Below are 24,727 nucleotides of genomic sequence, written 5' to 3' on the forward strand. Positions count from 1 at the left end.
TTACAGCGCGATGTCAGCCGCCGGCTTGCTCGGCTCGGCCGCAGGCTTGGCAGCCTCGGTCGCCTGTGGGGCAGCCATTTGCGGAATGGCTGGCGGAGGCGTCAGTTGCAGAACCTTGGCAGTGTAGGCCCATTCTTGCGCAACCCGCTCAGGGCTGCCGTTCAGCTTGGTGCCATAGCTCGGCACGATCTGCTTCAGCTTTTCCTGCCAGGCCGGGGTAGCGACCTTGTCCTTGAACACTTTTTCCAGCACGGTCAGCATGATCGGCGCTGCCGTGGACGCACCTGGCGATGCACCCAACAGGCCGGCGATGGTGTTGTCGGCGGAGCTGACCACTTCGGTACCGAGTTTCAGGACGCCGCCCTGCTCTTCGTCACGCTTGATGATCTGCACACGCTGACCGGCTTGCCACAGGCGCCAGTCTTCTTTCTTGGCGTTCGGGAAGTACTCTTGCAGCGCCTTGAAGCGGTCGTCATCGGACTGCATCAGTTGGCCAGCGAGGTACTCGACCAGTGGGTATTCACGAATACCGACTTTGGTCATTGGCCAGATGTTGTGGGTGGTGGTGCTGGTCAGCAGGTCCAGGTACGAGCCTTCTTTGAGGAACTTGGTGGAGAAGGTCGCGAATGGGCCAAACAGGATCACGCGCTTGCCATCCAGCACGCGAGTGTCCAGGTGCGGTACCGACATCGGTGGCGCGCCAACCGAAGCTTTACCGTAGGCCTTGGCCAGGTGCTGTTCGGCAATCGTTGGGTTCTCGGTCACCAGGAACGAGCCACCCACCGGGAAGCCTGCGTATTCCTTGGCTTCAGGAATGCCCGACTTCTGCAACAAGTGCAGGGCACCGCCGCCCGCGCCGATGAATACGAACTTGGCGTCGGTCTCGGTCTTGCTGCCGTCTTTCAGGTTTTTGTAGCTGACACGCCACGAACCGTCGGCGTTCTTGGTGATGTCCTGCACTTCGCTCGACAGTTTCAGGTCGAACTTGGGTGTGGTCTGCAGGTGAGCGACGAACTGGCGGGTGATCTCGCCGAAGTTCACGTCAGTACCGATTGGTGTCCAGGTCGCGGCGATTTTCTGGTTCGGGTCACGCCCTTCCATCATCAGCGGAACCCACTTCTTGATCTGTACCGGATCTTCGGAATATTCCATGCCAGCAAACAGCGGGCTCGCCTGCAGCGCTTCGTAACGCTTTTTCAGGAACTTGATGTTGTCATCGCCCCACACAAAGCTCATGTGCGGAGTGGAGTTGATGAACGAACGCGGGTTCTTCAGAACGCCTTGCTGAACCTGCCACGACCAGAACTGGCGGGAGATCTGGAATGCTTCGTTGATCTCGACCGCTTTCGGGATCTCAACGGTGCCGTCCTTGTTTTCCGGGGTGTAGTTCAGCTCAGCCAGGGCCGAGTGACCGGTACCGGCGTTGTTCCAACCATTGGAGCTTTCTTCGGCGACGCCATCCAGGCGCTCGACCATCTCCATCGACCAATCCGGCTGCAGCTCATTGAGCCATACACCCAGGGTCGCACTCATGATGCCGCCGCCGATCAGCAGCACATCGACTTTCTTTGCCTCTTCCGCCTGGACGGAAGTAATCCCCATCGACAAAGCCAGACCCAGCAGGGCAGTGTTCACTTTTTTAAACATCGTAGCACCTATGATAAAACGCCTTCCGCCCTACCGCCCTCGACCTTCCGGCAACCGTGGTGCGCCAAACATCAGGCAACGTCTGGCGGGTTCCCGTACTCGCAAGTACTGCAGGGTGGGCACACAAGGCCGACGTATCGACCTCACTTTTATGTCCCTTCTGCGCTGACTTCTTATCATTATTGGCTTCAGCTACCTCGGCGACAGCTACCCTGCCGGTACGCATTCGGGAGTGCGTACCAGAGAGAGAATAGACCAAGATGGCGCGCAGAATATCATGCTCCGGCGGGATCGGGCGTCTGTTCTGGACTTGACGGTCGTGTTGGCAACAGGCTCAGCGCCACCTCGACAGACTGGCAAAGACGCTCAGGTGTAACGCCATCCCTCGCCTGGATGGAAATACCGTGCAAAAAGGTCGCATAAAAGTCCCCCAGTGCCTGCACGTCGGCACCCGCGCCAAGCTCGCCGCTTTCCTGCCCGCGCTGCAACCTGTCGATAATCGACTGGGTACGTTGCAGGCGGTGCTCGCGCAGCCATTGCTGAACTTCGGCGCCGTCCGGGCTGGTACTGCTTGCGGCACTCACCACCAGGCAGCCGCCGGGCCGACCCGATTGCGTGTAAGTGCTGATGGCATCGTCCAGCATGCCCCTGATCGCGCTTTTCAGGTCTGCCTGCGCCAGCGCATAGTCGGCAAAACCACCCTCGCCGCTTTCATATAACGCCACCGCCTCACGGAACAGCGCCTGCTTGCTGCCAAAAGCGGCGTAAATCCTCGCCGAGGCAATGCCCAGCGCCTCCACCAGCGCCGACATGCTGGTGCCCTCGTACCCTTGCTCCCAGAACAACAACATGGCGCGCTGCAATGCCGCTTCCCTATCAAATTCGCGCGGACGTCCGGCCATTAATTGCTTACCTGTGGGTGTGATTTCATCACTTTAACCCATATCGAGTTGACGGTAATGAATGGACGGGCCTATTCTTTGTCAATCGACAAACAATAGGAACACATGATGCGTACGCTTAAAGGACCCAGTTTGCACCTGGCACAATTCAGTGCCGCCGAGCCGCCTTTCAACAACCTGGAGAACATCGCTCAGTGGGCCAAGGCGCAAGGTTTCAAGGCGCTGCAGATTCCGGCCTGGGACAGCCGACTCTTCAATATCGAACTGGCCGCGCAAAGCCAGGCGTACTGCGATGACATCAAGGGCATGCTCGGCGACCACGGCCTGCAGATCAGTGAATTGACCAGCCATATTTTTGGCCAACTGGTGGCAGTGCATCCTGCCTACGACGCCTTGTGGGACGCATCCATTCCAGCGCCGCTGCGGGGCAAACCCCAGGCCCGTACCGAATGGGCGATCGAACGCATGAAATGGACCATCACGGCCTCGCAACGGCTTGGTATTGAAGACCTGGGCACGTTTTCCGGCTCCCTCGCCTGGCCCTATCTGTTCCCCTTCCCGCAACGCCCGGAAGGTCTTATCGATGCCGCATTCGATGAGCTGGCCCGACGCTGGCGACCGCTGCTGGACCTTGCCGACGAGCAAGGCGTCAACCTCTGCTACGAAATCCACCCCAGCGAGGACCTCCACGACGGCACCAGTTTCGAGCGTTTCTACGAACGGGTTGACCAGCATCCGCGCTGTCGGATCCTGTTCGACCCCAGCCACTTCGTGCTGCAACAACTGGACTACTTGAGCTACCTCGACATTTACCAGTCGTTCATCCGCATGTTTCATGTCAAGGACGCCGAGTTCAACGCCACCGGCCGCCAAGGTATCTACGGTGGCTACAGCGACTGGGCCAACCGTGCCGGGCGTTTTCGCTCACTGGGTGATGGCCAGGTGGATTTCAAAGGCATTTTCTCCAAACTCGCCCAATACGACTATCCGGGCTGGGCCACGCTGGAATGGGAGTGCTGCTTGAAAAACCAGGAGGACGGAGCCCGCGAAGGCGTCGAGTTCATCAATCGTCATATCATTAAAGTCACCGACCGGGCCTTTGACGACTTCGCCGGTGCGCCGGTCGATCAGCGGCAGATCCAGGCCATGCTCGGCCTTCAGCACGAGGCACGACCATGAACGCTCGCACCGCCCTATCCCTCGATACCAGTGACGATTTCACACACCACTACGTGCGAATCGACGGCAAGAAAATCCACTGCGTCATGGCCGGCGCCGGGCAACCGGTGTTGCTGGTCCCGGGCTGGCCACAAACCTGGTACGCCTTCCGGCATATCATGCAAGCCCTGGCAATTCAGGGCTTCCAGGCCATTGCCGTCGACCCGCCAGGCCTGGGCAACTCAGACCGTCCTGCACTGGGCTTCGACACCGGCAATATTGCCGACGTGCTCCATCGGACGATGCTGGGGCTCGGCATCCCGCGCTATCACCTGGTCGGGCACGATGTCGGCATGTGGATCGGCTATGCGCTGGCAAGTGACCAGCCACACGCCGTGCGCACATTGACCCTAACCGAAGCCGTCATACCCGGCCTGGCCCCGCCGCCGCCGATTTTTGTGGCGCCGGAACAGAACATCTTCCTGTGGCACTTCCTCTTCAACCAGATCCAGGACCTGCCCGAAGCCCTCATCACCGGACGGGAGGAAACGTACCTCAATTTCATGTTCGACCGCTGGTCATTTCACCGCGACTCCGTTGCGTCCGACGTCTACATTCGCGCCTATTCGACACCCGGTGGCTTGCGCGCAGGGTTCGACTATTACCGCGCGATTCCCGAAACCATCCGGCAAAACACCGAGCGCGCTACCCGCATGCTGGAAATGCCGGTACTGGCCATCGGCGCCGAACATGCCACTAACGACGCCCCCCTGGTGACGCTCCAGGGGCACGCAACCGACCTGCGCGGGGCGATCGTCGCCGATTGCGGGCATTTTGTGATGGAGGAGGCACCGCAGGCATTCGTGGAGCATCTGCTTGGTTTTCTGCAGGCGCATCCTGAAAGCTAAAGGCTCAGGCCAGAGGAGTGACGGAACAACCTTGGGCGTGCTGGAATCAGGAAAGTCGATGGGAATCATCAAGTTTTCATGGTTTTCAGCCCTGCCCGATTGTCGATAATCGCGCCTACTCAAAAGGGAGGCGCGTATCCAGATGACACAGGCAAAAAGCTATACAGCCACGGCAAAGTGGCTGCACTGGAGCATGGCACTCATCTGGATTGCTGCCTGGCTGGTGGGAATCGTGGCCGTTCACTGGCGCGATGAATTAAACCCGCAGCATCAACTCACTTTTTTACACAAGGCGATGGCTAGCACCCTGCTATTGCTTATCGTCCTACGCATCGCCTGGCGCCTGACCCATGCAGCGCCGGCGATGCCCGACACCATGACACCGATAGTCAAGCGTGCTGCGCTCATTGGCCACCTGTTGCTGTATATCGTGGCGCTAGTCGGACTGCCGATATCCGGCTGGTACTGGAGTTCGGTGGCGGACAAACCCATCCTGGTTGCCGGCTTATTCCTGCTACCGCCGCTGGTGGAGGCGGATAAGAGTCTCTATGACCTGGCAAAGGCAATTCATACCTACAGCGCGTGGTTATGCGGTGCTCTTGTGGGAGGGCATGTGATGGTGGCGCTGAAGCATCACTTTGTTGATAAGGACAAGGTACTGGCGGGGATGCTGCCGGGGCGCGTCGACTGATGTGGAAACGCCCCGGATACCTGGCCTCAACGAGGCCACTCCGTTCCTGATAAACTGATCGCCCTTCGCCTTCCCCGTCCAGATACTTCAATGCCCCTACAAATTGCATCAATGCCACTTTCCCGCCGGTTTTCGGTTGCGCCGATGATGGATTGGACCGACCGCCACTGCCGCTTTTTCCTACGTCTCCTCTCCAAGCACGCCCTGCTCTACACCGAAATGGTCACCACCGGCGCCATCCTCCGCGGTGACCACGAACGCTTCCTGCGTCACAACGAGGCCGAGCACCCACTGGCGTTGCAACTGGGCGGCAGTGTTCCAGCCGATTTGGCTGCCTGTGCCCGCATGGCCGAGGATGCAGGCTACGACGAAGTGAACCTGAACGTCGGCTGCCCCAGCGACCGGGTGCAGAACAATATGATCGGCGCGTGCCTGATGGGGCACCCCGCTCTGGTGGCGGACTGTGTAAAGGCGATGCGTGATGCGGTGTCGATTCCGGTGACGGTCAAGCACCGTATCGGGATTAATGGCCGGGATAGTTATGCCCAGTTGTGTGATTTCGTCGGGCAGGTGAAAGACGCGGGTTGCACCAGTTTTACCGTGCATGCGCGGATTGCGATTCTGGAGGGGTTGTCGCCCAAGGAGAATCGGGACATTCCGCCGTTGCGTTATGACGTAGCGGCGCAATTGAAGCGGGATTTTGCCGAGTTGGAGATTATTCTCAATGGCGGGATCAAGACGCTGGAGCAATGCGAAGAGCATTTGCAGGTGTTTGATGGGGTAATGCTGGGGCGTGAGGCTTATCACAATCCGTATTTGCTGGCAGAAGTGGATCAGCGGCTGTTTGACAGTACGGCGCCGGTGATCAGTCGGGCCGAGGCGTTGGCGAAGTTGCGGCCTTATATCGCCGAGCACCTGGCCACTGGTGGGGCGATGCATCACATTACGCGGCATGTGTTGGGGTTGGGCACCGGATTTTCGGGGGCGCGCAGGTTTCGGCAGTTGTTGTCGGTGGATATTCATAAGGCCAGCGATCCGTTGGCTTTGTTGGATCAGGCTGGGGCGTTGCTGGAGGGCCACTGACGGAGCCGGTCAGTCGGTTTATTGGACGACTGGTCCAGCGCTATCGCGGGCCAGCCCCACATTTTGATCGCGGTGCAGGCGGAACCTGATGGCGATTCCGCCCTCCTATCTAGCAGCACGGCCGGTCATTCAAACGGCTGTTTTCAGGTTGTTGCCCTCGCAAACGATCGAACGCATTTTCGCCCTTGAGCGGCTAGCAACCCTCGGGTAATGTCATCAGACCCATAGGACAGAGCACGCCCATGACTTCCAAGCTGGAACAACTCAAGCAATTTACCACTGTAGTTGCCGACACCGGCGATTTTGAAGCTATCGCTCGCGTCAAGCCACAGGATGCCACCACCAACCCTTCCCTTTTGCTCAAGGCTGCGTCAATTCCAGGCTACGCCAAGTTGCTGGATGCGTGCGTGCAGGATTGCAACGGTGATGTGGGCCTGGCCAGTGACCGCTTTGCGGTGGCTGTGGGCCAGGAGATCCTGAAAGTGGTGCCAGGACGCATTTCCACCGAGGTGGATGCGCGCCTGTCGTTCGACACTGACGCGGTACTCAAGCGTGCGCATCGTCTGATCGATCTGTACGAAAAGGTAGGTATTGGCCGCGACCGCGTGCTGATCAAGATCGCGTCCACCTGGGAAGGCATTCGTGCCGCCGAGCAACTGGAAAAGGAAGGCATCCAGACCAACCTGACCCTGTTGTTCTCGTTCGCACAGGCCGTGGCCTGCGCGGAAGCCGGGGTGTTCCTGATTTCACCGTTTGTCGGTCGTATCTACGACTGGTACAAAAAGGCCAACGGCAACGACTACATCGGCGCCGATGATCCAGGCGTGCAGTCGGTCACCCGCATCTACAACTACTACAAGGCCAATGGCTACAAGACTGTGGTGATGGGCGCGAGCTTCCGCAACCTGAGCCAGATCGAGGAGTTGGCCGGTTGCGACCGCCTGACCATCAGCCCGGACTTGCTGGAGAAGCTGGCGGCCGACACTGGCAAGCTCGAGCGCAAGTTGGCGCCGGGCCACGCCGGCGAACCTCGCGTGCATATGACCGAGGCGCAGTTCCGTTGGGAGTCCAACGAAGATGCGATGGCCACTGAGAAGCTGGCTGAGGGGATTCGTCAGTTTGCCCGGGATCAGGAGAAGCTGGAGGCGTTGTTGAGCGCCAAGCTGTAAAAAGCGAGCGCGGCAAAAAGGGCGGCATCTTTGGGATGCCGCCCTTTTTTGTACCCGCTCAATATGGGTGGTTGGGCTGGCGCTATCGCAGGCAAGCCAGCTCCTACATCTTGACCTTGCTCAACAGTGAGATCAGTGACGCTCCAGGGCGTTGACCAGGTCGTGAAACGCCTCGCGGTTGGATTCGTTCAGGCCCATCAGGATCTTGTGCGCTTCCAGCACCTTGAGCCGCACCACTTCCTCGGACTGGTCCTGGGAAGGCAAGTCGGTCAGGCATTCCGGACAGGGGATCGGGCGATCGACGATGTTGAACACCTGGTCGAAACCCATCGACTGCAACAGCCGGGTGATGTCTTCGTGTGTGGTGACGACGGTCGGCAGCAGTCCAACCTTCTGCCGCGACAGAATGGACAACTTGGCCAACAGCCCAAGGGTGGTGCTATCGATGCTGCGGGTTTCGGTCAGATCGATCACGATCGCCGAGAAATTCAAAGCTGTGAAAATCCGCTCAATCGTTGCATCCAGCGCCGAACACAAGGTCAGGCGCACTTCACCGACAAACTTCAGGACGAAGGTCCCGTCTTGCTCGGCGAATTGGATTCTTCCGGTACTCATCAAAGATTCCTGCTCAACACCAATAGGGCGATATCATCCGGCATCTCCCCTAGCGTGGCCAATCCAAAAACCTGCCGCAGGCCATCCAGGCTGCCGCCCGCCGACCTTACCCGTTGAGGCAAGGCGGCTTCTTTCTCTTTGAGTGTAGGCTCTGGAAGAAGGTCCAGGATGCCATCGGACATCAGCGTCAGGCTGAAGGCCGGTGGCAGTTCCAGGATGTGATCTTCATAGGTGGCTTCGTTGAACAAACCCACCGGCAGACCACGCCCTTCCAGATAACGCACACTGTCTGGAGTGTATAAAACCGGCAATGGCAGGTGACCGCCAATGCTGTAGGTCAAAAGACCCGTTTCTTCATCAATCACGCCGCCCACCATCGTCACGTGCTTGCCCAGCTTGCAGCTGATCAGGCCCCGGTTGATGTGGCCCAGCACTTGCGAGGGAGTGAACTCCGGCAAAGTGCCGTTGCGCTTGGATTCGAACAACAGCCGTGTGGTCATGAACTTCAACAACACAGTTACGAATGCAGAAGATGCGCCGTGCCCGGAGACATCGGCCAGGTAGAACGCGACACGGCGCTCATCAACGCGAAAATAGTCGACAAAATCACCCGACAAATACAATGAAGGGATGATCTGGTGGGCAAACTGGAACTCGTCGATGCTCCACGGGCTGACCGGCAGCATGTTCATCTGCACCTGGCGACCGGCGTTCTGGTCTTCCTGGAGCAGGTTGAGGCTGGCTTCGAGTTCACGGTTGGCGGTTTCGAGCTTTTCGCGGTAGCGCTGGTTTTCCAGCAGCAGGCGGGCACGGTCCAGTGCACGGCGCACCGAGTGTTCCAGGACGGCCAGGTCTTCCAGGGGCTTGATCAGGTAATCGGCGGCGCCCAGGCGCAAGGCTTCCACGGCGTCGTTCATCACTCCGGCACCCGACACGACAATGACCGGCGTCTGCGGGGCAAGCTCGGTCACCTGGCGGATCAGCTCAAGGCCGCCCATCTGGGGCATGCGCAGGTCGCAGATCACCAGGTCGGGCTGGTCGCGCTCGAACACCTGGAGACCCTGAAGACCATTGCCGGCCTGCAGGACGCTGAAGCCACTGTCTTCCAAATAGGCCGCGAGGCTCGCGCGCACTACTTCGTCGTCATCGATTATCAGCAGCGTGGCACTGGTTTTTTGCATGTGGGCAAACGGCGCCAGAATTAGGTTGGCGTAGGCAGTCAGGCAATGGCCCGGCTCGCACTACTGGATTCGCTTTCTAGCCTCTCTGTCCTACAAAACATGAGCTGTTGGCCCACGCACAAAGGTAAAGCAGAGGTGCCCTTCTAAGGCGCAGACGGTACTCCCATCCGCCAGGGGTTTCAAGCTCATGCCGATGGTCGCTGGGCGTCTTTACATCGCAAATCACCGGGAGTTATAAGAACAGGCAAAACCACAACGCAATGGAAGGATGAAAGCTATGAGCGCAAATGAACGTGACTACGCAGAAAAGCGCGATTTCATCCGCATGCGGGTGGAGGCAGACGTGTCGCTGATCCATGCCGGGCAAGAGATTGCCGGGGTCTGCCTGGACCTCTCCAGCTCTGGCATGCAGGTCCAGGCGCAGCATCCGTTCAACGTTGGCGACCAACTGAAGGTGCGTATCGACTCTGAACACGCCGCGCTCAAGGGCCTTGAGGCGGACACCGAGGTGGTCTGGGCCAGGAAAGAAGGCGACGACCAACACCTGGGCCTGAAAATCCTCACGATGTACTGAAATCAATGCACACAAAAAAGGCGGCCTCAAGGGCCGCCTTTTTCATTCAAGGTTTAACCTTAAAAGTCATCCACTACATTGCCGTCCTTGACCTTGAACTCGCGGTTCTGCAGATAGGCATTGCGAATAAAGGTGTATTTGTCGCCGTTGATCAGCTTTTCAGCCGACAGCAGGCTGGCGCGGGTATCGATGATATCCAGGCCCATGGCGCTGTTGCGCGTAGGAATGTCGTTCATGTAGCGGTAGGGTTCGGTGTAGCTGTCGACATACTTGGACGGTGCATCACGCAGGGTGCTCGGGCCCAGCAGCGGCAGCATCACGTACGGACCGCTGCCCACGCCCCAGTAACCGAGGGTCTGGCCGAAGTCTTCATCGCTGCGCTGCAGCCCCATTTTGGTGCCGACATCAACCAAGCCCAGCACGCCAAACGTGGTGTTGACCAGCAAGCGCGCGGTATCGACACCGGCCTGATGCGGCTTGAGTTGCAGCACGTTGTTGGCCAGGTTGCCCACATCGCCGATATTGCGGAAGAAGTTGTGGATACCGTCTTCGACAAATTGCGGGGTGATGAACTGGTAGCCCTGGGCCAATGGCTTCAGTGCATAGGTATCAACGGTGTCGTTGAACGTGAAGATCGGGCGGTTGATGCTCTCCCACGGATCTTCTTCTGCGGCCTGGGCGGCGAAAGGCACCAGCAGGACACTGGCACATACCGATAGTTGAGCAAGACACTGGCTCCAGCGCATAGCTTGAACTCCTTGAATGATCTGTCATGGGCGCTATGCCCTGAATAAGGCGGCAGTATATGACGGAAGTGTAGGATTAGGCAGCTTGACGGAATTGTCATTCAGAAAATGTACAAATTCCCTACAATCTCATCAGGTGTCATCTGCCTGTCACGGACCTCCGATAGCGTCACAGCTATTTTCAGGGACGTCGAAATGCCCCACCCCCAGATCGTTGCAGACAACGCCCCTTCCCTGACCGCCGTGTTGTTTGGGCTCAGTGGTTGCCTGGTGGACTTCGGTTCCACGGCCCACGCCAACACCGTCCCCGCAGCCGAAACCCTGGCCACCCCTGGTGCCCTGAATATCCTGCAATGGCTCAACACCCAAGGCACCCCCTGCGCCTGGCTGGATGAGTTGCCTTGCGCCGTCACCACGCCGTTGGCCGCAGCCCTGCCCGGCTGGGTGCATGGCTGCCGCCCTGCGACCGCCCCCTGGCCTGCGCCCCATGCCTGCTGGCAAGCGTTGATGGAGTTGAACATCGCACACCTGGATGGCTGCGTGCTGGTCAGTGGCGAGCCGCGGCTGCTGCAATCAGGGCTCAACGCTGGGCTCTGGACGATTGGCCTGGCGTCCTGCGGCTCCCTCTGCGGGCTCTCCCCTGGCCAATGGCAAGCGCTGGACGAACAGGCACGCGAACACAAGCGCGCCAAGGCCACCGTCGCGCTGTACGGGCTTGGCGTGCACTCGGTGATTGATCACCTGGGTGAACTGGGCACCTGCCTGGCGGACATCGGCCTGCGCCGGCTCAAAGGCGAGAAGCCCTGATCAAGATCATGCACAGTCGCCGCCAGTGGATTAATCTACAGGTCGTCCCGTAGACCTTTCTCGGCGTGCCGTGGTCTATGCCAGTGCCTATTGATAAAAGGAAGAACGCCATGCCTGCCCGCGAAAAACTGCAAGAACAGGTTTCCATCCTGCGCGAGCAATTGAACCAGGACCCGCCTCTGTCGCTGGAAAAACGCGAAGCGCTGGAAGCGTTGATTGCCAAGTTTGAAGTGCAACTGGAACTAGAACCTGCCACTCAGAACCCCAGCCTTGCCGACGGTGTCAACCTGGCTGTAGAACGCTTCGAGCTGGAGCATCCGGGCATAGCCGGGACATTGCGCAATATTGTGGTGACCCTGGGCAATATCGGGATCTAATCCGCATCCAGGCCAAACCCAGAACCAAAAAATGTGGGAGCGGGCTTGCTCGCGATAACGGAGTGCCAGTCACCGAAGATATTGACTGAAACACCGCTATCGCGAGCAAGCCCGCTCCCACATTTGTGTGGTGTAAAGCTTACTGGCGAGCCAGGCGCAGGTTCTGGAACTGCACAGCCTCGGTACTGCGATAGGGGTTGATATCCAACCCACCGCGACGCACATACCGCGCATACACCGTCAACTTCTGCGGCTTGAGCAACCGCTGCAGGTCGAGAAAGATCCGCTCCACGCACTGCTCATGAAAGTCCGAGTGCTGGCGGAAGCTCACCAGGTACGCCAACAGGCTCGCATGGTCCAGCGCCGCGCCACGGTATTCCACCGCCACGCTGCCCCAGTCCGGCTGGCTGGTCACCGGGCAGTTGGATTTGAGCAGGTGGCTGTGCACGCTCTCCTCCACCACACGGGAATCATCGCAACGCAGCAATTCCGGACGCGGATGCTCGTAGTTGCTGACACTGATATCCAGGTCATCGATGCACACCCCCGGCAGGCGCACCACGCCTTCGTCTTCCACCTCGGCCAGGCTGCGGATGCGCACACCCACGGGTTTGCCGGCCGCTGCGCTCAAGTCGGCACGCAAGGTCGCCTCAAGGTTGGACACATCGGCAAACGGCGTCTGGTTCAACGAGTTGAGGTAGAGCTTGAAGGACTTTGACTCGATGATGTTCGGCGAGTCAGCCGGGATGCTGAACTCACCGATAGCCACCACCGGCTTGCCAGACGGCAGCAGCCAGGACAGTTCAAAACAGTTCCAGAAATCCACGCCCTTGTAAGGCAGCGTCTGGGCGGTGAGGCCCAGCTCGGCCCATTTGGCGGCGCGAGGGATAGGGAATAGCAATGAAGGGGTGTAAGTGGAGATGTATTCACTGGACTTGCCCAGCGGCGAATGTTCGGCTGCGGGATGCATGGCGGAAACCTGGCTAAATAAACCCCGCCAGTCTACCAGCCTTTGCTCCCGGCCTTAACCCGCGCGTCAGGGGGCAACAGTCAGCTTGCCGACCATCCCCGCCTGGTAATGCCCGGGGAGGTTGCAAGCGAACTCCAGGGCCCCAGCCTTGCTGAAGGTCCAGGTCAATTGCGCGGTCTTGCCTGGCTCCACCAGCACGCTGTTAGGATCGTCATGCTTCATGCCACCCATATCACCATGGCCCATCGCCGCGTGATCCATCTGGCCCATGCCGGTGGAGGTCAACATGCCACTGGCTTGCATCTTGAGCATTTCTTTCTGGTGATCGGCATGCATGCTTGCGTCACCCAGGTTGAACTCATGCAGCAACTGCCCCTTGTTGACCAGCACAAAGCGCACCGTCTCACCGGCCTTTACATCAAGTGAGGTGGGTGCAAAGGAAATATCCTGCAGCACCACTTCCACCGTACGAGTGGCCTTGGTCGCCGGAGCCGCCTCGCCAAAGGCAAACGTGTGAGCGCCATCGGCCAGCGCCGGGACGCTCAACATCATCAAGCAACCTGCCAGCCACCCAGATTTACGCAAAAACATGTTTATCCTCCAAAGGTATAAGACCAGCCTGTGGGACACTCTAATAATGCACCGCTGCCAGTTACCTGACTGCTAGATTACAACTTTGTCAGGTTGCGCCAGCCCACCGGCGCACACGGTATAAAGCCCGCTGCTACCCCGCCATGAGTCGCCTATGAAACTGCTGATCGTCGAAGACCAACCCAAAACCGGCCAATACCTGCGCCAGGGCCTGGCCGAAGCCGGGTTCAATACCGAACTGGTGGCCGACGGCACCACCGGCCAGCACTTGGCGCTGACAGGTGACTACGACTTGCTGATTCTCGATGTGATGCTGCCGGGCCGCAGCGGCTGGCAGATCCTGCAGGCGGTGCGCAGTGCCGGCCTGGAAATCCCGGTGCTGTTCCTGACGGCACGGGATGCGGTGGAAGATCGGGTCCACGGCCTGGAGTTGGGCGCTGACGACTATCTGGTCAAGCCATTCGCGTTCTCCGAACTGCTGGCCCGGGTGCGCAGCCTGTTGCGCCGCGGCAGCAGCACACCCCAGGAAACCAACCTGCACCTGGCCGACCTGCGCCTGGACCTGATCCGGCGCCGCGTGGAGCGCAGCGGCCAGCGTATCGACCTCACCGCCAAGGAGTTCGCCCTGCTGGAAATGCTCCTGCGCCGCCAGGGCGAAGTGTTGCCCAAGTCGCTGATCGCCTCCCAGGTCTGGGACATGAATTTCGACAGCGACACCAATATCATCGAAGTGGCCATCCGCCGCCTGCGCTTGAAGATCGATGACGGCTTCCCCAACAAGCTGATCCACACCGTGCGCGGCATGGGCTATGTGCTGGAAGAGCGGTTCAGTTGATGAAACGCCTCTCCCTGGCCAGCCGCCTGGCCCTGCTGTTTGCCGGCTGCACCGCCGTGGTCTCGCTGCTGGCGGGCGTATTGTTCAGCCAGGCCAGCGAAAAGCACTTCATCGAACTCGACCAGCAATTGCTCGACAGCAAGCTGCTGGCCCTGCGCAGTGCCCTGCAAGGCGCCGACACCCCGGCGCTGTTCGCCCAACGCGTGGCCGCACTGACAGACGAACTGAGCCATCAACCGGACCTGGCCGTGCGCGTCAACGCCGCCGACGGCCAGCGCTGGTTTGACAGCGCGCCGCGCATCCCCGCCGACCTGCCCACCGCGCCCGGCCTGCACAGCCTGCAAAGCGCCGGCACCAGCTACCGGGTGTACAACGCTGCGTTGAACCCCGCCCAGCCCGGTTCTGCGCAGTTGGTCCTGATGCTCGACATCACCCATCACCAGCACTTCCTGCAACGCATGCAACACCTGATCTGGCTGACAGTCGGCCTGTCCGCCCTGGCGACCGCGCTCCTTGGCGCCTGGGCCGCGCGCAGCGGGCTGCGGCCCCTGCGGCGAATGACCGAAGTGGCCAGCAATATCCGCGCTCACTCCCTGACCCAGCGCCTGCCCCAGGAACAGATGCCCGCCGAACTGGCGGAACTGGCCCAGGCCTTCAATGCGATGTTTGGCCGCCTCGATGATGCGTTCCAGCGGCTATCGGCGTTCTCTGCCGATATCGCCCACGAACTGCGCACACCGTTATCCAACCTGCTGACCCAGACCCAGGTGATCCTCACCCAACCCCGGCCGCTGGAAGACTACCGCGAAGCGCTGCACAGCAATCTGGAAGAGCTGCAATGGATGGCCCAGTTGGTCAACGACATGCTGTACCTGGCCAAGGCCGACCACGGTTTGCTCAACCCCAAACGCGAACCCCTGGCCCTGGCCGACGAGGTAGATGCCTTGCTGGAGTTCTTCGCGCCGTTGGCCGAGGACGCCCAGGTCAACCTGCTGCGCGACGGCAGCGCCAGTGCCGCCGGTGACCGCAGCATGCTGCGCCGGGCGTTTTCCAATCTGTTGGACAACGCCGTGCGCTTTACCTCGCCGGGTGGCGAAGTACGGGTGAGGATCAGCGAAAACGCCCAGGGCGTGCCACTGAGTGTGGAAAACACCGGGACCGGGATTCCCCAAGGGTTGCTGCCCAAGCTGTTTGACCGGTTCTACCGCGCAGATCCGGCTCGGCATGAAGGCAGCAGTGAGCATGCGGGGCTGGGGTTGGCGATTACCCAGTCGATTGTGCGGGCGCATGGGGGGAGGATTTTCTGTGAATCACAACCGGGGTGGACGCGGTTTGTGATTGAGTTGCCACAGGGGGTTTGAGGCAAGCTGGGCGGGCCTCATCGCGGGCAAGCCCGCTCCCACATGTTGATTTGCGAACACCGTCAAATGTGGGAGCTGGCTTGCCTGCGATAGCGATCTCAAGACCTACGAATATCTCAGGGCATGCGCCGGCTCGATCTTCGCCGCCCGATACGCCGGGTAGATCGTCGCCAAAAAGCTCAACACAAACCCCGCGCTGCAAATCAGCAGCACATCGCCACCTTGCAGCTCCGATGGCAGGTTGCTGACGAAATACACGTCCGAACTGAAGATATGCTGCCCGGTCACACGCTCCATCCAGCCCACCAGCTCACTGACGTTGAGCGCGGCTATCACCCCCAGCACGCCGCCAATCAGAGTGCCGACAATACCGATCACCGTGCCCTGGACCATGAAGATCGCCATGATCTGCCGTGGCGTGGCGCCGATAGTGCGCAGGATCGCGATGTCCGCGCCCTTGTCGTTCACCACCATGATCAGCGTGGCGATGATATTGAAGGCCGCGACGGCGACGATCATCAGCAGCAACAGGCCGATCATGGTCTTTTCCATCTTCATCGCGCTGAACAGGCTGCCCTGGGTATGGGTCCAGTCATCGGCCTTGTAGGCCGCACCCAGCCCACTGGCGATGTCTGCCGAAACCTTGGGCGCCGCATACAGGTCCTTGACCGCCAGGCGCACGCTTTGCACCTGGTTGGGCTGCCAACGCAGCATCTGCGCGGCATCGGCGACGTGGATCAGGGCCATCGAGCCGTCCAGCTCGGCACCGACCTTGAACACACCGACCACATTCAAACGCTGCATACGCGGGGTAATGCCGCCGGGAGCCGTGCTGATTTCCGGGACGATCAATGTCAGCTTGTCACCCACATTCAGGCGGAAACGGCGTGCGGTGATTTCCCCGATCACCACGCCGAACTCACCCGGCTGCAGGTCTGCCAGGTTCCCCTGGACGATATGCTGGGTGACGATGGAGACCTTGCCTTCCTGCGCCGGGTCGATCCCGCTGATCTGGATCGGCTGCATCGAACCCTTGTAGGACAGCATGCCCTCCATCTCGGTGAACGGCACGGCGGCGGTCACTTCGGGGTTTTTCAGGGCGGCGGCGGCCACGGGCTGCCAGTCGCTGATCGGGTTTACGCCGACGATGGTGGCGTGCGGCACCATGCCCAGAATGCGTGAACTCATTTCCCGCTGGAAACCGTTCATCACCGACAACACCACGATCATCGCCAGCACGCCCAAGGCGAGGCCGATCATCGAGGTCATCGAAATAAACGAGACAAAACGGTTGCGGCGCTTGGCGCGGGTATAGCGCGCGCCGATAAAAATCGATAACGGTCTGAACATTCGCTTGCACCGCCTGAAAAAAAAGAAAACCCAGGCACAGGCGCCCGGGCTTGAAACAGGTCAGATGGCGACCAGATGACCTTCCTGCAGGTGCAACACGCGGTCCATCTGCCGGGCCATGCTCATGTCATGGGTCACCACCAGGAACGCGGTGCGCATCTGGGTGCTCAGCTCCAGCATCAAGTCCTTGATGCCCTGGGCGGTGTGGGAGTCAAGGTTGCCGGTCGGCTCGTCGAGCATCACCAGGCCTGGGTTGTTCACCAGGGCGCGGGCAATCGCCACACGCTGGCGCTCGCCACCGGACAACTCTGAAGGCTTGTGCTCCAGGCGATGGCCAAGGCCGACGCGCTCCAGTAACGCCGTGGCACGCTGGCGCGCCTGCGGGATCGCGGTCTTGCCGATCAAGAGCGGCATGCACACGTTTTCCAGGGCGGTGAACTCTGGCAGCAAATGGTGGAACTGGTACACAAAGCCCAGGGAGCGGTTGCGCAACTGGCCACGGGCCTTCTCGTTCAACGCCGAGAGCTCTTCACCGGCCAGCCACACGCTGCCGTGGGACGGCGTATCAAGGCCGCCCAACAGATTGAGCAAGGTACTTTTGCCGGAGCCGGAACTGCCGACGATCGCCACGCGCTCGCCGGGATGCAGTTCCAGTTGCAGGTTGGACAGCACCACTACCGATTCCGGGCCTTCCTCGTAGGATTTGCCCAGGTTGCGGCAGCTCAGGATTGCTTTTTCACTCATGCCCGATTCACTCATAGCGTAAAGCCTGCGCCGGCTGGGTACGTGCCGCGCGCCAGGCTGGATATAGGGTGGCAAGGAAACTCAGGACCAACGCGGCGCCGCCGACCATCAGCACATCCTGGCTCTGCACCTGGGATGGCAAATAGTCGATGAAGTAGACGTCGGCGTTGAGAAACTTGTGGCCGATCAGGGTTTCGACGCCGGCGATGGCGGCGCTGACGTTCAGCGCGGCAAAAATCCCCACCGCCGTACCGATCAAGGTGCCGACCACGCCAATCACCGTGCCCTGGACCATGAAAATCGCCATGATCTGCCCCGGCGTGGCGCCAAGGGTACGCAGGATGGCGATATCGCCCTTCTTGTCGTTCACCACCATCACCAGGGTGGAGATGATGTTGAACGCGGCCACGGCGACGATCAGCAGCAACAACAGGCCGATCATGGCTTTTTCCATGCGGATCGCCTGGTACAGGTTGCCGTGGGTACGGGTCCAGTCGCGGGCGTAGTACTGGCTTTCACCCAGGTGCTGGGCAATTTCCCAAGCGCCGCGCGGTGCTTCGAACAAGTCGTTGAATTTCAGGCGCAGGCCCTGCACCTGGTCCGGCTTCCAGCGATGCAGGCGGGCCAGGTCGGTGAGGTTGGTCAGGCCGAGGAAGCCATCGATCTCGCCGGCGCCGACATGAAAGATGCCGACCACGGTAAAGCGCTTCATGCGCGGGAACATCCCGGCCGGGGTCACCGTGACCTCGGGGGCGACAAACGTCAGCTTGTCGCCGATAGCCACGCCCAGCTTGGCTGCCGCCCGGTCGCCAATCACGATGCCGAAGCTGCCAGGCGTAAGGGCATCGAGTTGGCCCTGCTGCATGAACTGGTCAATGATCGAGACCTTGCGCTCCTGCGCCGGGTCGATGGCATTGAGCAGGACTTTCTGCACCTTGCCGTCGTTGGTCAGCAGGCCCTGCATCTGGGTAAATGGCGCGACGGCCAGCACCTTGGGGTTCTGCTTGACCTTGTCGGCCAGGCCTTGCCAGTCACCCAGGGGCTCGCCGGACTCGATGGTCGCGTGGGGCACCATGCCCAGCACGCGGGTGCGCATCTCATGATCGAAGCCATTCATCACCGATAGCACCACGATCATCACGACAACGCCCAGGGCGAGTCCGATCATGGAGGTCAGGGAAATGAACGACACAAAATGATTGCGACGCTTTGCACGGGTATAACGCGTGCCGATAAATACGAAGAGAGGTCTGAACATGTCGGGGCTTGTTCGGAGGAAAAGAAGACGTCCCGGTGGCGGGGTCTGGTAAGCAGCTTTACACTCAGACCATTACCGTTACCTGGGGTTCGCCATGACGACATTAGATGAAGAAGATCGCCGCGAATACTACCGTATCGACGACATGATCGCACTCCAAATCAAAAGCCTGTCGGCCCCGCAAGCGGCGAGCAAGGAAGTGTTGCTGGATGATTCCCCGCTGTTCAACCTGCTCAGTGAACTGCACCTGAGCGAATTCGAGTCCCAGCACCTGCTGCGCCAGCTCGGCGAGCGCGACCGCACCCTCGCCGCCTTCCTCAAGGTGCAGAACAAACGCATGGACCTGCTCAGCCAAGTCATGGCGCAAAGCCTGCTGGGTGAGATCGGTGCGCCGCAGCCGGTGATCATCTCCGAAGGCGGTATCGACTTCCAGCACCCCACGGTGCTCGCGCCGGGCAGCCACCTGGCAGTCAAGCTGGTGCTGATGCCCCAGGCGCTGGGCCTGTTGTTACGGGCCAAGGTCACCCACTGCGATCCAAAGGGCGATGGTTTTGACGTGGGCACCGAATTCGAATCCATGACCGACGCCCAGCGCCAGTTGCTGGCGCGATATATATTGCAAAAACAGGCCCAGGAACGGCGCCTGGCCCGGGAACAAAGCGACGGCCAAGACACCTGATTTGATATTCATCCAGCCATACACCTGGCGAAAAGGAGCAACTGTGACCCTGATTTATGGCCACCGCGGCGCTAAAGGCGAAGCACCGGAAAACACCCTGACCAGCTTCCAGCAATGCCTCAAGCACGGCGTGCGCCGTTGCGAGCTGGACTTGCACCTGTCCATGGACGGCGAGCTGATGGTAATCCACGACCCAACCCTCAAGCGTACCGCCGACCGGCGCGGCAAGGTGGTGGAATATGCCGCCGCCGACCTGGTGAAGATGGACGCGCGCAACGGCGGCCCAGGCTGGGTCAGCCCCTGCCCGATCCCGCGCCTGGAGGAGTTGTTCGAGAAGTGCGACTTCGATCACTGGCAACTGGAAGTCAAGAGCGCCTCGCGCACCCGCGCCGCGACCACTGTGCTGGCGATCCGCGAAATGGCCCAGCGCTTTGGCTTGCTGGACAAGGTCACCGTGACCTCAAGCTCGCGGGAAGTGTTGAAGGCTGCCCTGGAGTTGACGCCGGACCTGTCCCGTGGACTGGTGGCCGAATACGCCTGGCTCGACCCGCTGAAGGTCGCGCAGAACTATGGCTGTGAGATTTTGGCGTTGAACTGGACGTTGTGTACCCCTGAACGCCTGGCCAAGGCCCAGCGCCAGGGGTTGCACGTGTCCGTGTGGACAGTCAACGAACCCGCGCTGATGCGCAGGCTCGCCGACTTCGGCGTAGATAGCCTGATTACAGACTTTCCCGGTTTGGCCACTGCCACTCTCGGGAATTACTGAAATCGGTCTCCCCGGCCGGCTCAGGCCACCGGCCGGAGCCGCTCAAAAAAGCCGGTTGAGGCCGTCGTAGGCCGCTACCCGATAGGCTTCGGCCATGGTCGGGTAGTTGAACGTGGTGTTGACGAAATACTTCAGGGTATTTTGCTCGCCCGGCTGGTTCATGATCGCCTGGCCGATGTGCACGATCTCCGAGGCCTGGTAGCCGAAGCAATGCACGCCGAGCACTTCCAACGTCTCGCGGTGGAACAGGATCTTCAGCATGCCTTGAGGCTCGCCGGCGATCTGCGCACGCGCCATGCTCTTGAAAAATGCCTTGCCCACTTCATAAGGCACCTTGGCCTTGGTCAGTTCGTGCTCGTTCTTGCCGATGGAGCTGATCTCGGGAATGGTGTAGATCCCGGTCGGCACGTCGTTGACGTAACGCCAGCTGCCGTTGTCGACAATGCTGCCAGCGGCAGAACGGCCCTGGTCGTGGGCGGCACTGGCCAGGCTCGGCCAGCCGATCACATCGCCGGCACCATAGATATTGGTGACGCAGGTGCGGTAGTTCTCATCCACCTCGATCTGGCCACGGCTGTTGACCTTGACCCCGATGTTTTCCATGCCCAGCTTGTCGGTGTTGCCGGTACGGCCGTTGCACCAGAGCAAGGCGTCGGCCTTGATCTTCTTGCCGGACTTGAGGTGCAGGATCACCCCGTTGTCCAAGCCTTCAACGCGATCGTATTCCTCGTTGTGGCGCACGGTGATGTTGTTGTTGCTGAAGTGGTAGCTCAACGCCTGGGAGATTTCCGAGTCGAGGAAGCTCAGCAACTGGTCACGGTTGTCCACCAACTCCACCAGTACACCCAGGCCACTGAAGATCGAGGCGTATTCACAGCCGATCACGCCAGCGCCGTAGATGATCAGTTTGCGTGGGGTGTGGCCCAGGCTGAGGATGGTGTCGCTATCGTAGATACGCGGGTGGTGAAAATCGATATCGGCCGGGCGATACGGGCGCGAGCCAGTGGCGATGATGATGTGCTTGGCCACCAGTTTCTCGACCACGCCATTGGCGCAGACCACTTCGACAGTTTGCTCGTCGGCGAAGCTGCCGGTGCCGAAGAACAGGTCGACACGGTTACGGGCGTAGTAGCCGGTACGCGAGGCGACTTGCTTGGAAATGACTTTCTCGGCGCTTTTCAGCACATCCGGGAACGAGAACCAGCGCGGCTCACCAATGGCCCGGAACATCGGGTTGGTGTTGAACTGCATGATCTGGCGCACCGAGTGACGCAAGGCCTTGGACGGGATGGTGCCCAGGTGGGTGCAGTTACCGCCGACCTGACGACGGCTATCGACCATCGCCACCTTGCGTCCTGCTTTGGCGGCATTCATCGCCGCACCTTCTCCAGCTGGGCCAGAACCCAGTACCACCACGTCGTAGTTGTAGACAGCCATGCGTACTCCTCAGAACAGGCCAGGGCGCACGGTTGGGCGCCTGGCTAAATCATGCCGCGGCCAGCGGTCATGAAGGATCAAATAGGCTCAGGTGTGTGAGCCGGGGCACAGTCTATATAAGGCTCAACGCCGCGCACATTAACCCTTGGTCGCGTCGTAGGCCAGTTTTGCCTTTACTACACAGTATTGATTACGGCTTGACCGCCGTCAGTTGTTCGAACGCTTTGTTGCTGCGTGTGACGAAAGCATCCCCCTCTCGCATCACAAAAAACGCCGCGATCTGGTGTTTTTCTGCATAGTCCCAGCCTTCTTCAGGCCCCAGCACCAGCAGCAACGTCGACAAGCCATCGGCCATCAACGCCGAAGCCTCCAGCACCGTGACCGACGCCAGGTGATGGGTGATCGGCGCACCGGTTCGCGCATCGAGGGTGTGGGAATAGCGGCGACCATCCTGCTGGAAATAATTGCGATAGTCACCTGAAGTAGACACGCCAAAGCCGTCCACTGCGATAACGCGCTCTGCGACCTGCTGGTCATCGCGGGGCTCCTCCAGAGCCACACGCCAGGGCGTACCGTCAGGTTTGCGCCCGGCGGCCTTGAGCTCGCCGGTCACTTCGACCAGGTACCGCTCAATGCCCAACTGATCAAGCCGCTCGGCAATCCGGTCCACCGTGTAGCCGGCGGCGATGCTGTTGAAGTCCACCTGTACCGCCGCATCCTTGCACAACTGGCCAGCGTCGATACGCAGGTGTTGATGGCCGACCCGCTGGCGCGCCAGGGCCAGCGCGATGGGCTCCGGGACTTTTACCTGGCGCGCCTGGGGGCCAAAACCCCACAGGTTCAGCAGCGGCTCGACCGTCAGGTCAAAAGCGCCGCCACTGGCCTGGGACAGTTGCTCGCCCGTGCGCACCAACCGCAGGATCGATTCGGGCATCGCCTGACAGCGGTTGGCCGGCAGGTCGTTGAAACGCTCGATATCGGAATCGCTGCGATAGGTCGACATCTGCCGGTCGACCTCGGCAAGGATGCGCTCGACTTGCGGCTGTACAGCACTGGCCGCCGGCGTACCGGGGGTGCGGACGTACTTGATCGAATAAGTGCTGCCCATGGTCGGGCCGCCAAAAGCCTCCAGGGGCTCACCTTTACCGCAGCCCGCCAGGATCGCCAGTGCAGCGCCCACCACTACGTATCGCAAACCGCCCATAAGCCACACAACCTTCTCGCTGCTGAAAACCAAAATGATGCCGCACTCAAGCATATTTCCCGGGCGAGCCATTATGCGGCATGTCGTCGCCTGCTCAGGACCACTTGCGGCAAATAGCCAGCGTGCTAACGGTTTTTGTTGCTCGGCAACACGGATACACATATGGTTACAAAACTCTTTGGCGCCACCGCGCGCCCAGATTCTGCAGCACGGACGAACAACAACCAGGGATTTCCAACAAGATAGCCAGTTGAGTAAATGACATGTCCAGCACCACGGGCAAAGGCAAGGCGATCTTTCGCGTTGTCAGCGGTAACTTCCTCGAAATGTTCGACTTCATGGTCTACGGCTTCTACGCCACGGCCATCGCCAAGACCTTCTTCCCTGCCGACAGCGCCTTTGCCTCCCTGATGTTGTCCCTGGCGACCTTCGGTGCCGGGTTCCTGATGCGCCCGCTGGGGGCGATTTTTCTCGGTGCCTACATCGACCGCCATGGCCGTAAAAAAGGCCTGGTGATCACCCTGGCCATGATGGCCGCCGGTACGGTGTTGATCGCCTGCGTGCCCGGCTACGCCACGCTCGGGGTGGCCGCGCCGCTGATCGTGCTGCTTGGCCGGTTGCTGCAAGGCTTCTCCGCGGGTGTCGAGCTGGGCGGGGTTTCGGTGTACCTGGCAGAAATCGCCACGCCGGGGCGCAAGGGCTTCTTCGTCAGTTGGCAGTCCGCCAGCCAGCAAGCCGCCGTGGTCTTCGCCGGCCTGCTGGGCGTAGGCCTGAACCACTGGCTAAGCCCCGAGGAAATGGGCGAATGGGGCTGGCGCGTGCCGTTCCTGATCGGCTGCCTGATCGTGCCGGTGATCTTCGTGATTCGCCGCTCCCTGGAAGAAACGCCTGAGTTCCAGGCGCGCAAACACCGCCCTACCCTGCAGGAAATCATCCGTTCCATTGGTCAGAACTTTGGCATCGTCGTGGCAGGCATGGCGCTGGTGGTGATGACCACCGTGTCGTTCTACCTGATCACTGCCTACACACCGACCTTTGGCAAAGCCGAGTTGCACCTCTCGGACCTGGATGCGCTATTGGTCACCGTGTGCGTGGGCATTTCCAACTTTATCTGGTTGCCGGTGATGGGCGCCGTGTCCGACAAGATCGGCCGCAAACCCTTACTGCTCGGCGCGACGATTCTGGCGATTCTCACGGCATACCCGGCGTTGTCGTGGCTGGTGGTCAATCCGAGTTTCAGCCACCTGCTGATCGTGCTGTTATGGCTGTCCTTCCTGTATGGCTCGTATAACGGCGCCATGGTCGTTGCACTGACCGAAATCATGCCGGTGGAAGTCCGCACCACAGGTTTTTCCCTGGCCTACAGCCTGGCGACCGCAACCTTTGGCGGCTTTACCCCGGCCGCCTGCACTTACCTGATCCATGTGCTGGATAACAAGGCAGCGCCGGGGATCTGGCTCAGTGGGGCGGCGGTGCTGGGGTTGATTGCGACCCTGGTGCTGTTCAAGGGTAATCGGCATGAACTGCGCACTGCACAGGCTTCGGTAGTCGGTGGGGCCTGATAGATCGCTATCGCGGCGATGCGGCGGCCCGACAAGCCCGCCCCCACATTTGAATGTATTCGCAAATCAAACTGTGGGAGCGGGCTTGCCCGCGATGAGGCCTTCAAATCCA

General features: G+C 60.2%; 25 protein-coding genes. 13 read left to right on the forward strand and 12 right to left on the reverse strand.

Annotated elements, in window-relative coordinates; translation table 11 throughout:
* Window positions 1-1,647, reverse strand: coding sequence for a malate dehydrogenase (quinone) (gene mqo / locus HBO05_RS15015; RefSeq protein ID WP_169954289.1), 1,647 nt, complete (start codon window positions 1,645-1,647; stop codon window positions 1-3).
* A gap of 275 nt (window positions 1,648-1,922) precedes the next feature.
* On the reverse strand, window positions 1,923-2,549 hold the full coding sequence (locus HBO05_RS15020) for a TetR/AcrR family transcriptional regulator (RefSeq protein ID WP_172313138.1): 627 nt from the start codon (window positions 2,547-2,549) through the stop codon (window positions 1,923-1,925).
* A 108-nt stretch (window positions 2,550-2,657) separates the two neighbouring features.
* Here HBO05_RS15020 and HBO05_RS15025 point away from each other — a divergent pair, with 108 nt between their 5' ends.
* From HBO05_RS15025 to tal, 5 genes are all read left to right on the forward strand, one after another.
* Window positions 2,658-3,728, forward strand: coding sequence for a sugar phosphate isomerase/epimerase family protein (locus HBO05_RS15025; protein WP_172313141.1), 1,071 nt, complete (start codon window positions 2,658-2,660; stop codon window positions 3,726-3,728).
* A complete protein-coding gene (locus tag HBO05_RS15030) occupies window positions 3,725-4,615 on the forward strand; it encodes an alpha/beta hydrolase (protein ID WP_172313144.1) in 891 nt (296 codons plus the stop codon). The genes HBO05_RS15025 and HBO05_RS15030 overlap by 4 nt, the downstream gene beginning before the upstream one ends.
* A 142-nt stretch (window positions 4,616-4,757) precedes the next feature.
* Window positions 4,758-5,306 (forward strand): cytochrome b, encoded by a 549-nt coding sequence (locus HBO05_RS15035; RefSeq protein ID WP_172313146.1) that lies wholly within the window; start codon window positions 4,758-4,760, stop codon window positions 5,304-5,306.
* 90 nt (window positions 5,307-5,396) lie between these two features.
* Entirely contained in the window at window positions 5,397-6,389 is a 993-nt protein-coding gene (gene dusA / locus HBO05_RS15040; protein WP_169954161.1) for a tRNA dihydrouridine(20/20a) synthase DusA, read from the forward strand.
* A gap of 242 nt (window positions 6,390-6,631) precedes the next feature.
* The gene (gene tal / locus HBO05_RS15045; RefSeq protein WP_172313149.1) at window positions 6,632-7,558 is read left to right on the forward strand and encodes a transaldolase; all 927 of its coding nucleotides are present in this window, start codon (window positions 6,632-6,634) and stop codon (window positions 7,556-7,558) included.
* A 132-nt stretch (window positions 7,559-7,690) separates the two neighbouring features.
* Here the strand turns inward: tal and rssC are convergent, their stop codons facing one another.
* Together rssC and rssB are read right to left on the reverse strand one after the other, a co-directional pair.
* Complete coding sequence (rssC, locus tag HBO05_RS15050) at window positions 7,691-8,173, reverse strand: anti-sigma factor antagonist RssC (RefSeq protein ID WP_029293846.1); 483 nt, start codon at window positions 8,171-8,173, stop codon at window positions 7,691-7,693.
* Entirely contained in the window at window positions 8,173-9,354 is a 1,182-nt protein-coding gene (gene rssB / locus HBO05_RS15055) for a two-component system response regulator RssB (RefSeq protein ID WP_032863287.1), read from the reverse strand. Before rssB ends, rssC begins: the two co-directional genes overlap by 1 nt.
* A gap of 277 nt (window positions 9,355-9,631) precedes the next feature.
* Here rssB and HBO05_RS15060 point away from each other — a divergent pair, with 277 nt between their 5' ends.
* A complete protein-coding gene (locus HBO05_RS15060; protein ID WP_172313152.1) occupies window positions 9,632-9,928 on the forward strand; it encodes a PilZ domain-containing protein in 297 nt (98 codons plus the stop codon).
* Between the two features lie 59 nt (window positions 9,929-9,987).
* Here HBO05_RS15060 and HBO05_RS15065 read toward each other — a convergent pair whose 3' ends face one another.
* Window positions 9,988-10,674, reverse strand: a complete 687-nt coding sequence (locus HBO05_RS15065) for a VacJ family lipoprotein (protein ID WP_169954164.1) — start codon at window positions 10,672-10,674, stop codon at window positions 9,988-9,990.
* 195 nt (window positions 10,675-10,869) lie between these two features.
* Here HBO05_RS15065 and HBO05_RS15070 point away from each other — a divergent pair, with 195 nt between their 5' ends.
* Both HBO05_RS15070 and HBO05_RS15075 read left to right on the forward strand, forming a co-directional pair.
* Window positions 10,870-11,481, forward strand: a complete 612-nt coding sequence (locus HBO05_RS15070) for an HAD family phosphatase (RefSeq protein WP_170057759.1) — start codon at window positions 10,870-10,872, stop codon at window positions 11,479-11,481.
* A gap of 110 nt (window positions 11,482-11,591) precedes the next feature.
* Window positions 11,592-11,858, forward strand: coding sequence for a DUF4404 family protein (locus HBO05_RS15075; RefSeq protein WP_076961288.1), 267 nt, complete (start codon window positions 11,592-11,594; stop codon window positions 11,856-11,858).
* Window positions 11,859-11,997: 139 nt separating this feature from the next.
* On the opposite strand, the gene queF is transcribed toward HBO05_RS15075, so the two are convergent.
* Entirely contained in the window at window positions 11,998-12,828 is an 831-nt protein-coding gene (queF, locus tag HBO05_RS15080) for an NADPH-dependent 7-cyano-7-deazaguanine reductase QueF (RefSeq protein WP_169954166.1), read from the reverse strand.
* Between the two features lie 66 nt (window positions 12,829-12,894).
* Window positions 12,895-13,419, reverse strand: coding sequence for a cupredoxin family protein (locus HBO05_RS15085; RefSeq protein ID WP_172313154.1), 525 nt, complete (start codon window positions 13,417-13,419; stop codon window positions 12,895-12,897).
* 154 nt (window positions 13,420-13,573) lie between these two features.
* On the opposite strand from HBO05_RS15085, the gene HBO05_RS15090 reads away from it, so the two are divergent.
* On the forward strand, window positions 13,574-14,254 hold the full coding sequence (locus tag HBO05_RS15090; protein WP_169954168.1) for a heavy metal response regulator transcription factor: 681 nt from the start codon (window positions 13,574-13,576) through the stop codon (window positions 14,252-14,254).
* Complete coding sequence (locus HBO05_RS15095) at window positions 14,254-15,615, forward strand: heavy metal sensor histidine kinase (RefSeq protein ID WP_172313157.1); 1,362 nt, start codon at window positions 14,254-14,256, stop codon at window positions 15,613-15,615. Before HBO05_RS15090 ends, HBO05_RS15095 begins: the two co-directional genes overlap by 1 nt.
* A gap of 105 nt (window positions 15,616-15,720) precedes the next feature.
* Here the strand turns inward: HBO05_RS15095 and HBO05_RS15100 are convergent, their stop codons facing one another.
* From HBO05_RS15100 to HBO05_RS15110, 3 genes are read right to left on the reverse strand one after another with little or no spacing between them, the layout of a single operon-like run.
* Entirely contained in the window at window positions 15,721-16,965 is a 1,245-nt protein-coding gene (locus HBO05_RS15100) for a lipoprotein-releasing ABC transporter permease subunit (protein WP_169954170.1), read from the reverse strand.
* A gap of 60 nt (window positions 16,966-17,025) precedes the next feature.
* A complete protein-coding gene (gene lolD, locus HBO05_RS15105) occupies window positions 17,026-17,709 on the reverse strand; it encodes a lipoprotein-releasing ABC transporter ATP-binding protein LolD (protein WP_169954171.1) in 684 nt (227 codons plus the stop codon).
* A 7-nt stretch (window positions 17,710-17,716) separates the two neighbouring features.
* Complete coding sequence (locus HBO05_RS15110) at window positions 17,717-18,967, reverse strand: lipoprotein-releasing ABC transporter permease subunit (RefSeq protein WP_169954172.1); 1,251 nt, start codon at window positions 18,965-18,967, stop codon at window positions 17,717-17,719.
* A 94-nt stretch (window positions 18,968-19,061) separates the two neighbouring features.
* On the opposite strand from HBO05_RS15110, the gene HBO05_RS15115 reads away from it, so the two are divergent.
* Both HBO05_RS15115 and HBO05_RS15120 read left to right on the forward strand, forming a co-directional pair.
* Complete coding sequence (locus tag HBO05_RS15115; RefSeq protein WP_170043346.1) at window positions 19,062-19,646, forward strand: PilZ domain-containing protein; 585 nt, start codon at window positions 19,062-19,064, stop codon at window positions 19,644-19,646.
* Between the two features lie 43 nt (window positions 19,647-19,689).
* The gene (locus HBO05_RS15120; RefSeq protein WP_169954174.1) at window positions 19,690-20,412 is read left to right on the forward strand and encodes a glycerophosphodiester phosphodiesterase; all 723 of its coding nucleotides are present in this window, start codon (window positions 19,690-19,692) and stop codon (window positions 20,410-20,412) included.
* 42 nt (window positions 20,413-20,454) lie between these two features.
* Here the strand turns inward: HBO05_RS15120 and sthA are convergent, their stop codons facing one another.
* Both sthA and HBO05_RS15130 read right to left on the reverse strand, forming a co-directional pair.
* Window positions 20,455-21,849 (reverse strand): Si-specific NAD(P)(+) transhydrogenase, encoded by a 1,395-nt coding sequence (gene sthA, locus HBO05_RS15125; RefSeq protein ID WP_024074093.1) that lies wholly within the window; start codon window positions 21,847-21,849, stop codon window positions 20,455-20,457.
* Between the two features lie 190 nt (window positions 21,850-22,039).
* Window positions 22,040-23,053, reverse strand: a complete 1,014-nt coding sequence (locus HBO05_RS15130; RefSeq protein ID WP_169954175.1) for an FAD:protein FMN transferase — start codon at window positions 23,051-23,053, stop codon at window positions 22,040-22,042.
* A gap of 263 nt (window positions 23,054-23,316) precedes the next feature.
* Here HBO05_RS15130 and HBO05_RS15135 point away from each other — a divergent pair, with 263 nt between their 5' ends.
* On the forward strand, window positions 23,317-24,615 hold the full coding sequence (locus tag HBO05_RS15135; RefSeq protein WP_169954176.1) for an MFS transporter: 1,299 nt from the start codon (window positions 23,317-23,319) through the stop codon (window positions 24,613-24,615).
* Window positions 24,616-24,727: the final 112 nt, after the last annotated feature.

The organism is Pseudomonas sp. WS 5079, from assembly GCF_012985465.1.
Taxonomy (GTDB): Bacteria; Pseudomonadota; Gammaproteobacteria; order Pseudomonadales; family Pseudomonadaceae; genus Aquipseudomonas.

Excerpts from the sequence above, each read along its gene's own strand:
- mqo (WP_169954289.1), bottom strand. The coding sequence starts at position 1,647 with ATGTTTAAAAAAGTGAACACTGCCCTGCTGGGTCTGGCTTTGTCGATG.
- HBO05_RS15020 (WP_172313138.1), bottom strand. The coding sequence starts at position 2,549 with ATGGCCGGACGTCCGCGCGAATTTGATAGGGAAGCGGCATTGCAGCGC.
- HBO05_RS15025 (WP_172313141.1), top strand. The coding sequence starts at position 2,658 with ATGCGTACGCTTAAAGGACCCAGTTTGCACCTGGCACAATTCAGTGCC.
- HBO05_RS15030 (WP_172313144.1), top strand. The coding sequence starts at position 3,725 with ATGAACGCTCGCACCGCCCTATCCCTCGATACCAGTGACGATTTCACA.
- HBO05_RS15035 (WP_172313146.1), top strand. The coding sequence starts at position 4,758 with ATGACACAGGCAAAAAGCTATACAGCCACGGCAAAGTGGCTGCACTGG.
- dusA (WP_169954161.1), top strand. The coding sequence starts at position 5,397 with ATGCCCCTACAAATTGCATCAATGCCACTTTCCCGCCGGTTTTCGGTT.
- tal (WP_172313149.1), top strand. The coding sequence starts at position 6,632 with ATGACTTCCAAGCTGGAACAACTCAAGCAATTTACCACTGTAGTTGCC.
- rssC (WP_029293846.1), bottom strand. The coding sequence starts at position 8,173 with ATGAGTACCGGAAGAATCCAATTCGCCGAGCAAGACGGGACCTTCGTC.
- rssB (WP_032863287.1), bottom strand. The coding sequence starts at position 9,354 with ATGCAAAAAACCAGTGCCACGCTGCTGATAATCGATGACGACGAAGTA.
- HBO05_RS15060 (WP_172313152.1), top strand. The coding sequence starts at position 9,632 with ATGAGCGCAAATGAACGTGACTACGCAGAAAAGCGCGATTTCATCCGC.
- HBO05_RS15065 (WP_169954164.1), bottom strand. The coding sequence starts at position 10,674 with ATGCGCTGGAGCCAGTGTCTTGCTCAACTATCGGTATGTGCCAGTGTC.
- HBO05_RS15070 (WP_170057759.1), top strand. The coding sequence starts at position 10,870 with ATGCCCCACCCCCAGATCGTTGCAGACAACGCCCCTTCCCTGACCGCC.
- HBO05_RS15075 (WP_076961288.1), top strand. The coding sequence starts at position 11,592 with ATGCCTGCCCGCGAAAAACTGCAAGAACAGGTTTCCATCCTGCGCGAG.
- queF (WP_169954166.1), bottom strand. The coding sequence starts at position 12,828 with ATGCATCCCGCAGCCGAACATTCGCCGCTGGGCAAGTCCAGTGAATAC.
- HBO05_RS15085 (WP_172313154.1), bottom strand. The coding sequence starts at position 13,419 with ATGTTTTTGCGTAAATCTGGGTGGCTGGCAGGTTGCTTGATGATGTTG.
- HBO05_RS15090 (WP_169954168.1), top strand. The coding sequence starts at position 13,574 with ATGAAACTGCTGATCGTCGAAGACCAACCCAAAACCGGCCAATACCTG.
- HBO05_RS15095 (WP_172313157.1), top strand. The coding sequence starts at position 14,254 with ATGAAACGCCTCTCCCTGGCCAGCCGCCTGGCCCTGCTGTTTGCCGGC.
- HBO05_RS15100 (WP_169954170.1), bottom strand. The coding sequence starts at position 16,965 with ATGTTCAGACCGTTATCGATTTTTATCGGCGCGCGCTATACCCGCGCC.
- lolD (WP_169954171.1), bottom strand. The coding sequence starts at position 17,709 with ATGAGTGAAAAAGCAATCCTGAGCTGCCGCAACCTGGGCAAATCCTAC.
- HBO05_RS15110 (WP_169954172.1), bottom strand. The coding sequence starts at position 18,967 with ATGTTCAGACCTCTCTTCGTATTTATCGGCACGCGTTATACCCGTGCA.
- HBO05_RS15115 (WP_170043346.1), top strand. The coding sequence starts at position 19,062 with ATGACGACATTAGATGAAGAAGATCGCCGCGAATACTACCGTATCGAC.
- sthA (WP_024074093.1), bottom strand. The coding sequence starts at position 21,849 with ATGGCTGTCTACAACTACGACGTGGTGGTACTGGGTTCTGGCCCAGCT.
- HBO05_RS15130 (WP_169954175.1), bottom strand. The coding sequence starts at position 23,053 with ATGGGCGGTTTGCGATACGTAGTGGTGGGCGCTGCACTGGCGATCCTG.
- HBO05_RS15135 (WP_169954176.1), top strand. The coding sequence starts at position 23,317 with ATGTCCAGCACCACGGGCAAAGGCAAGGCGATCTTTCGCGTTGTCAGC.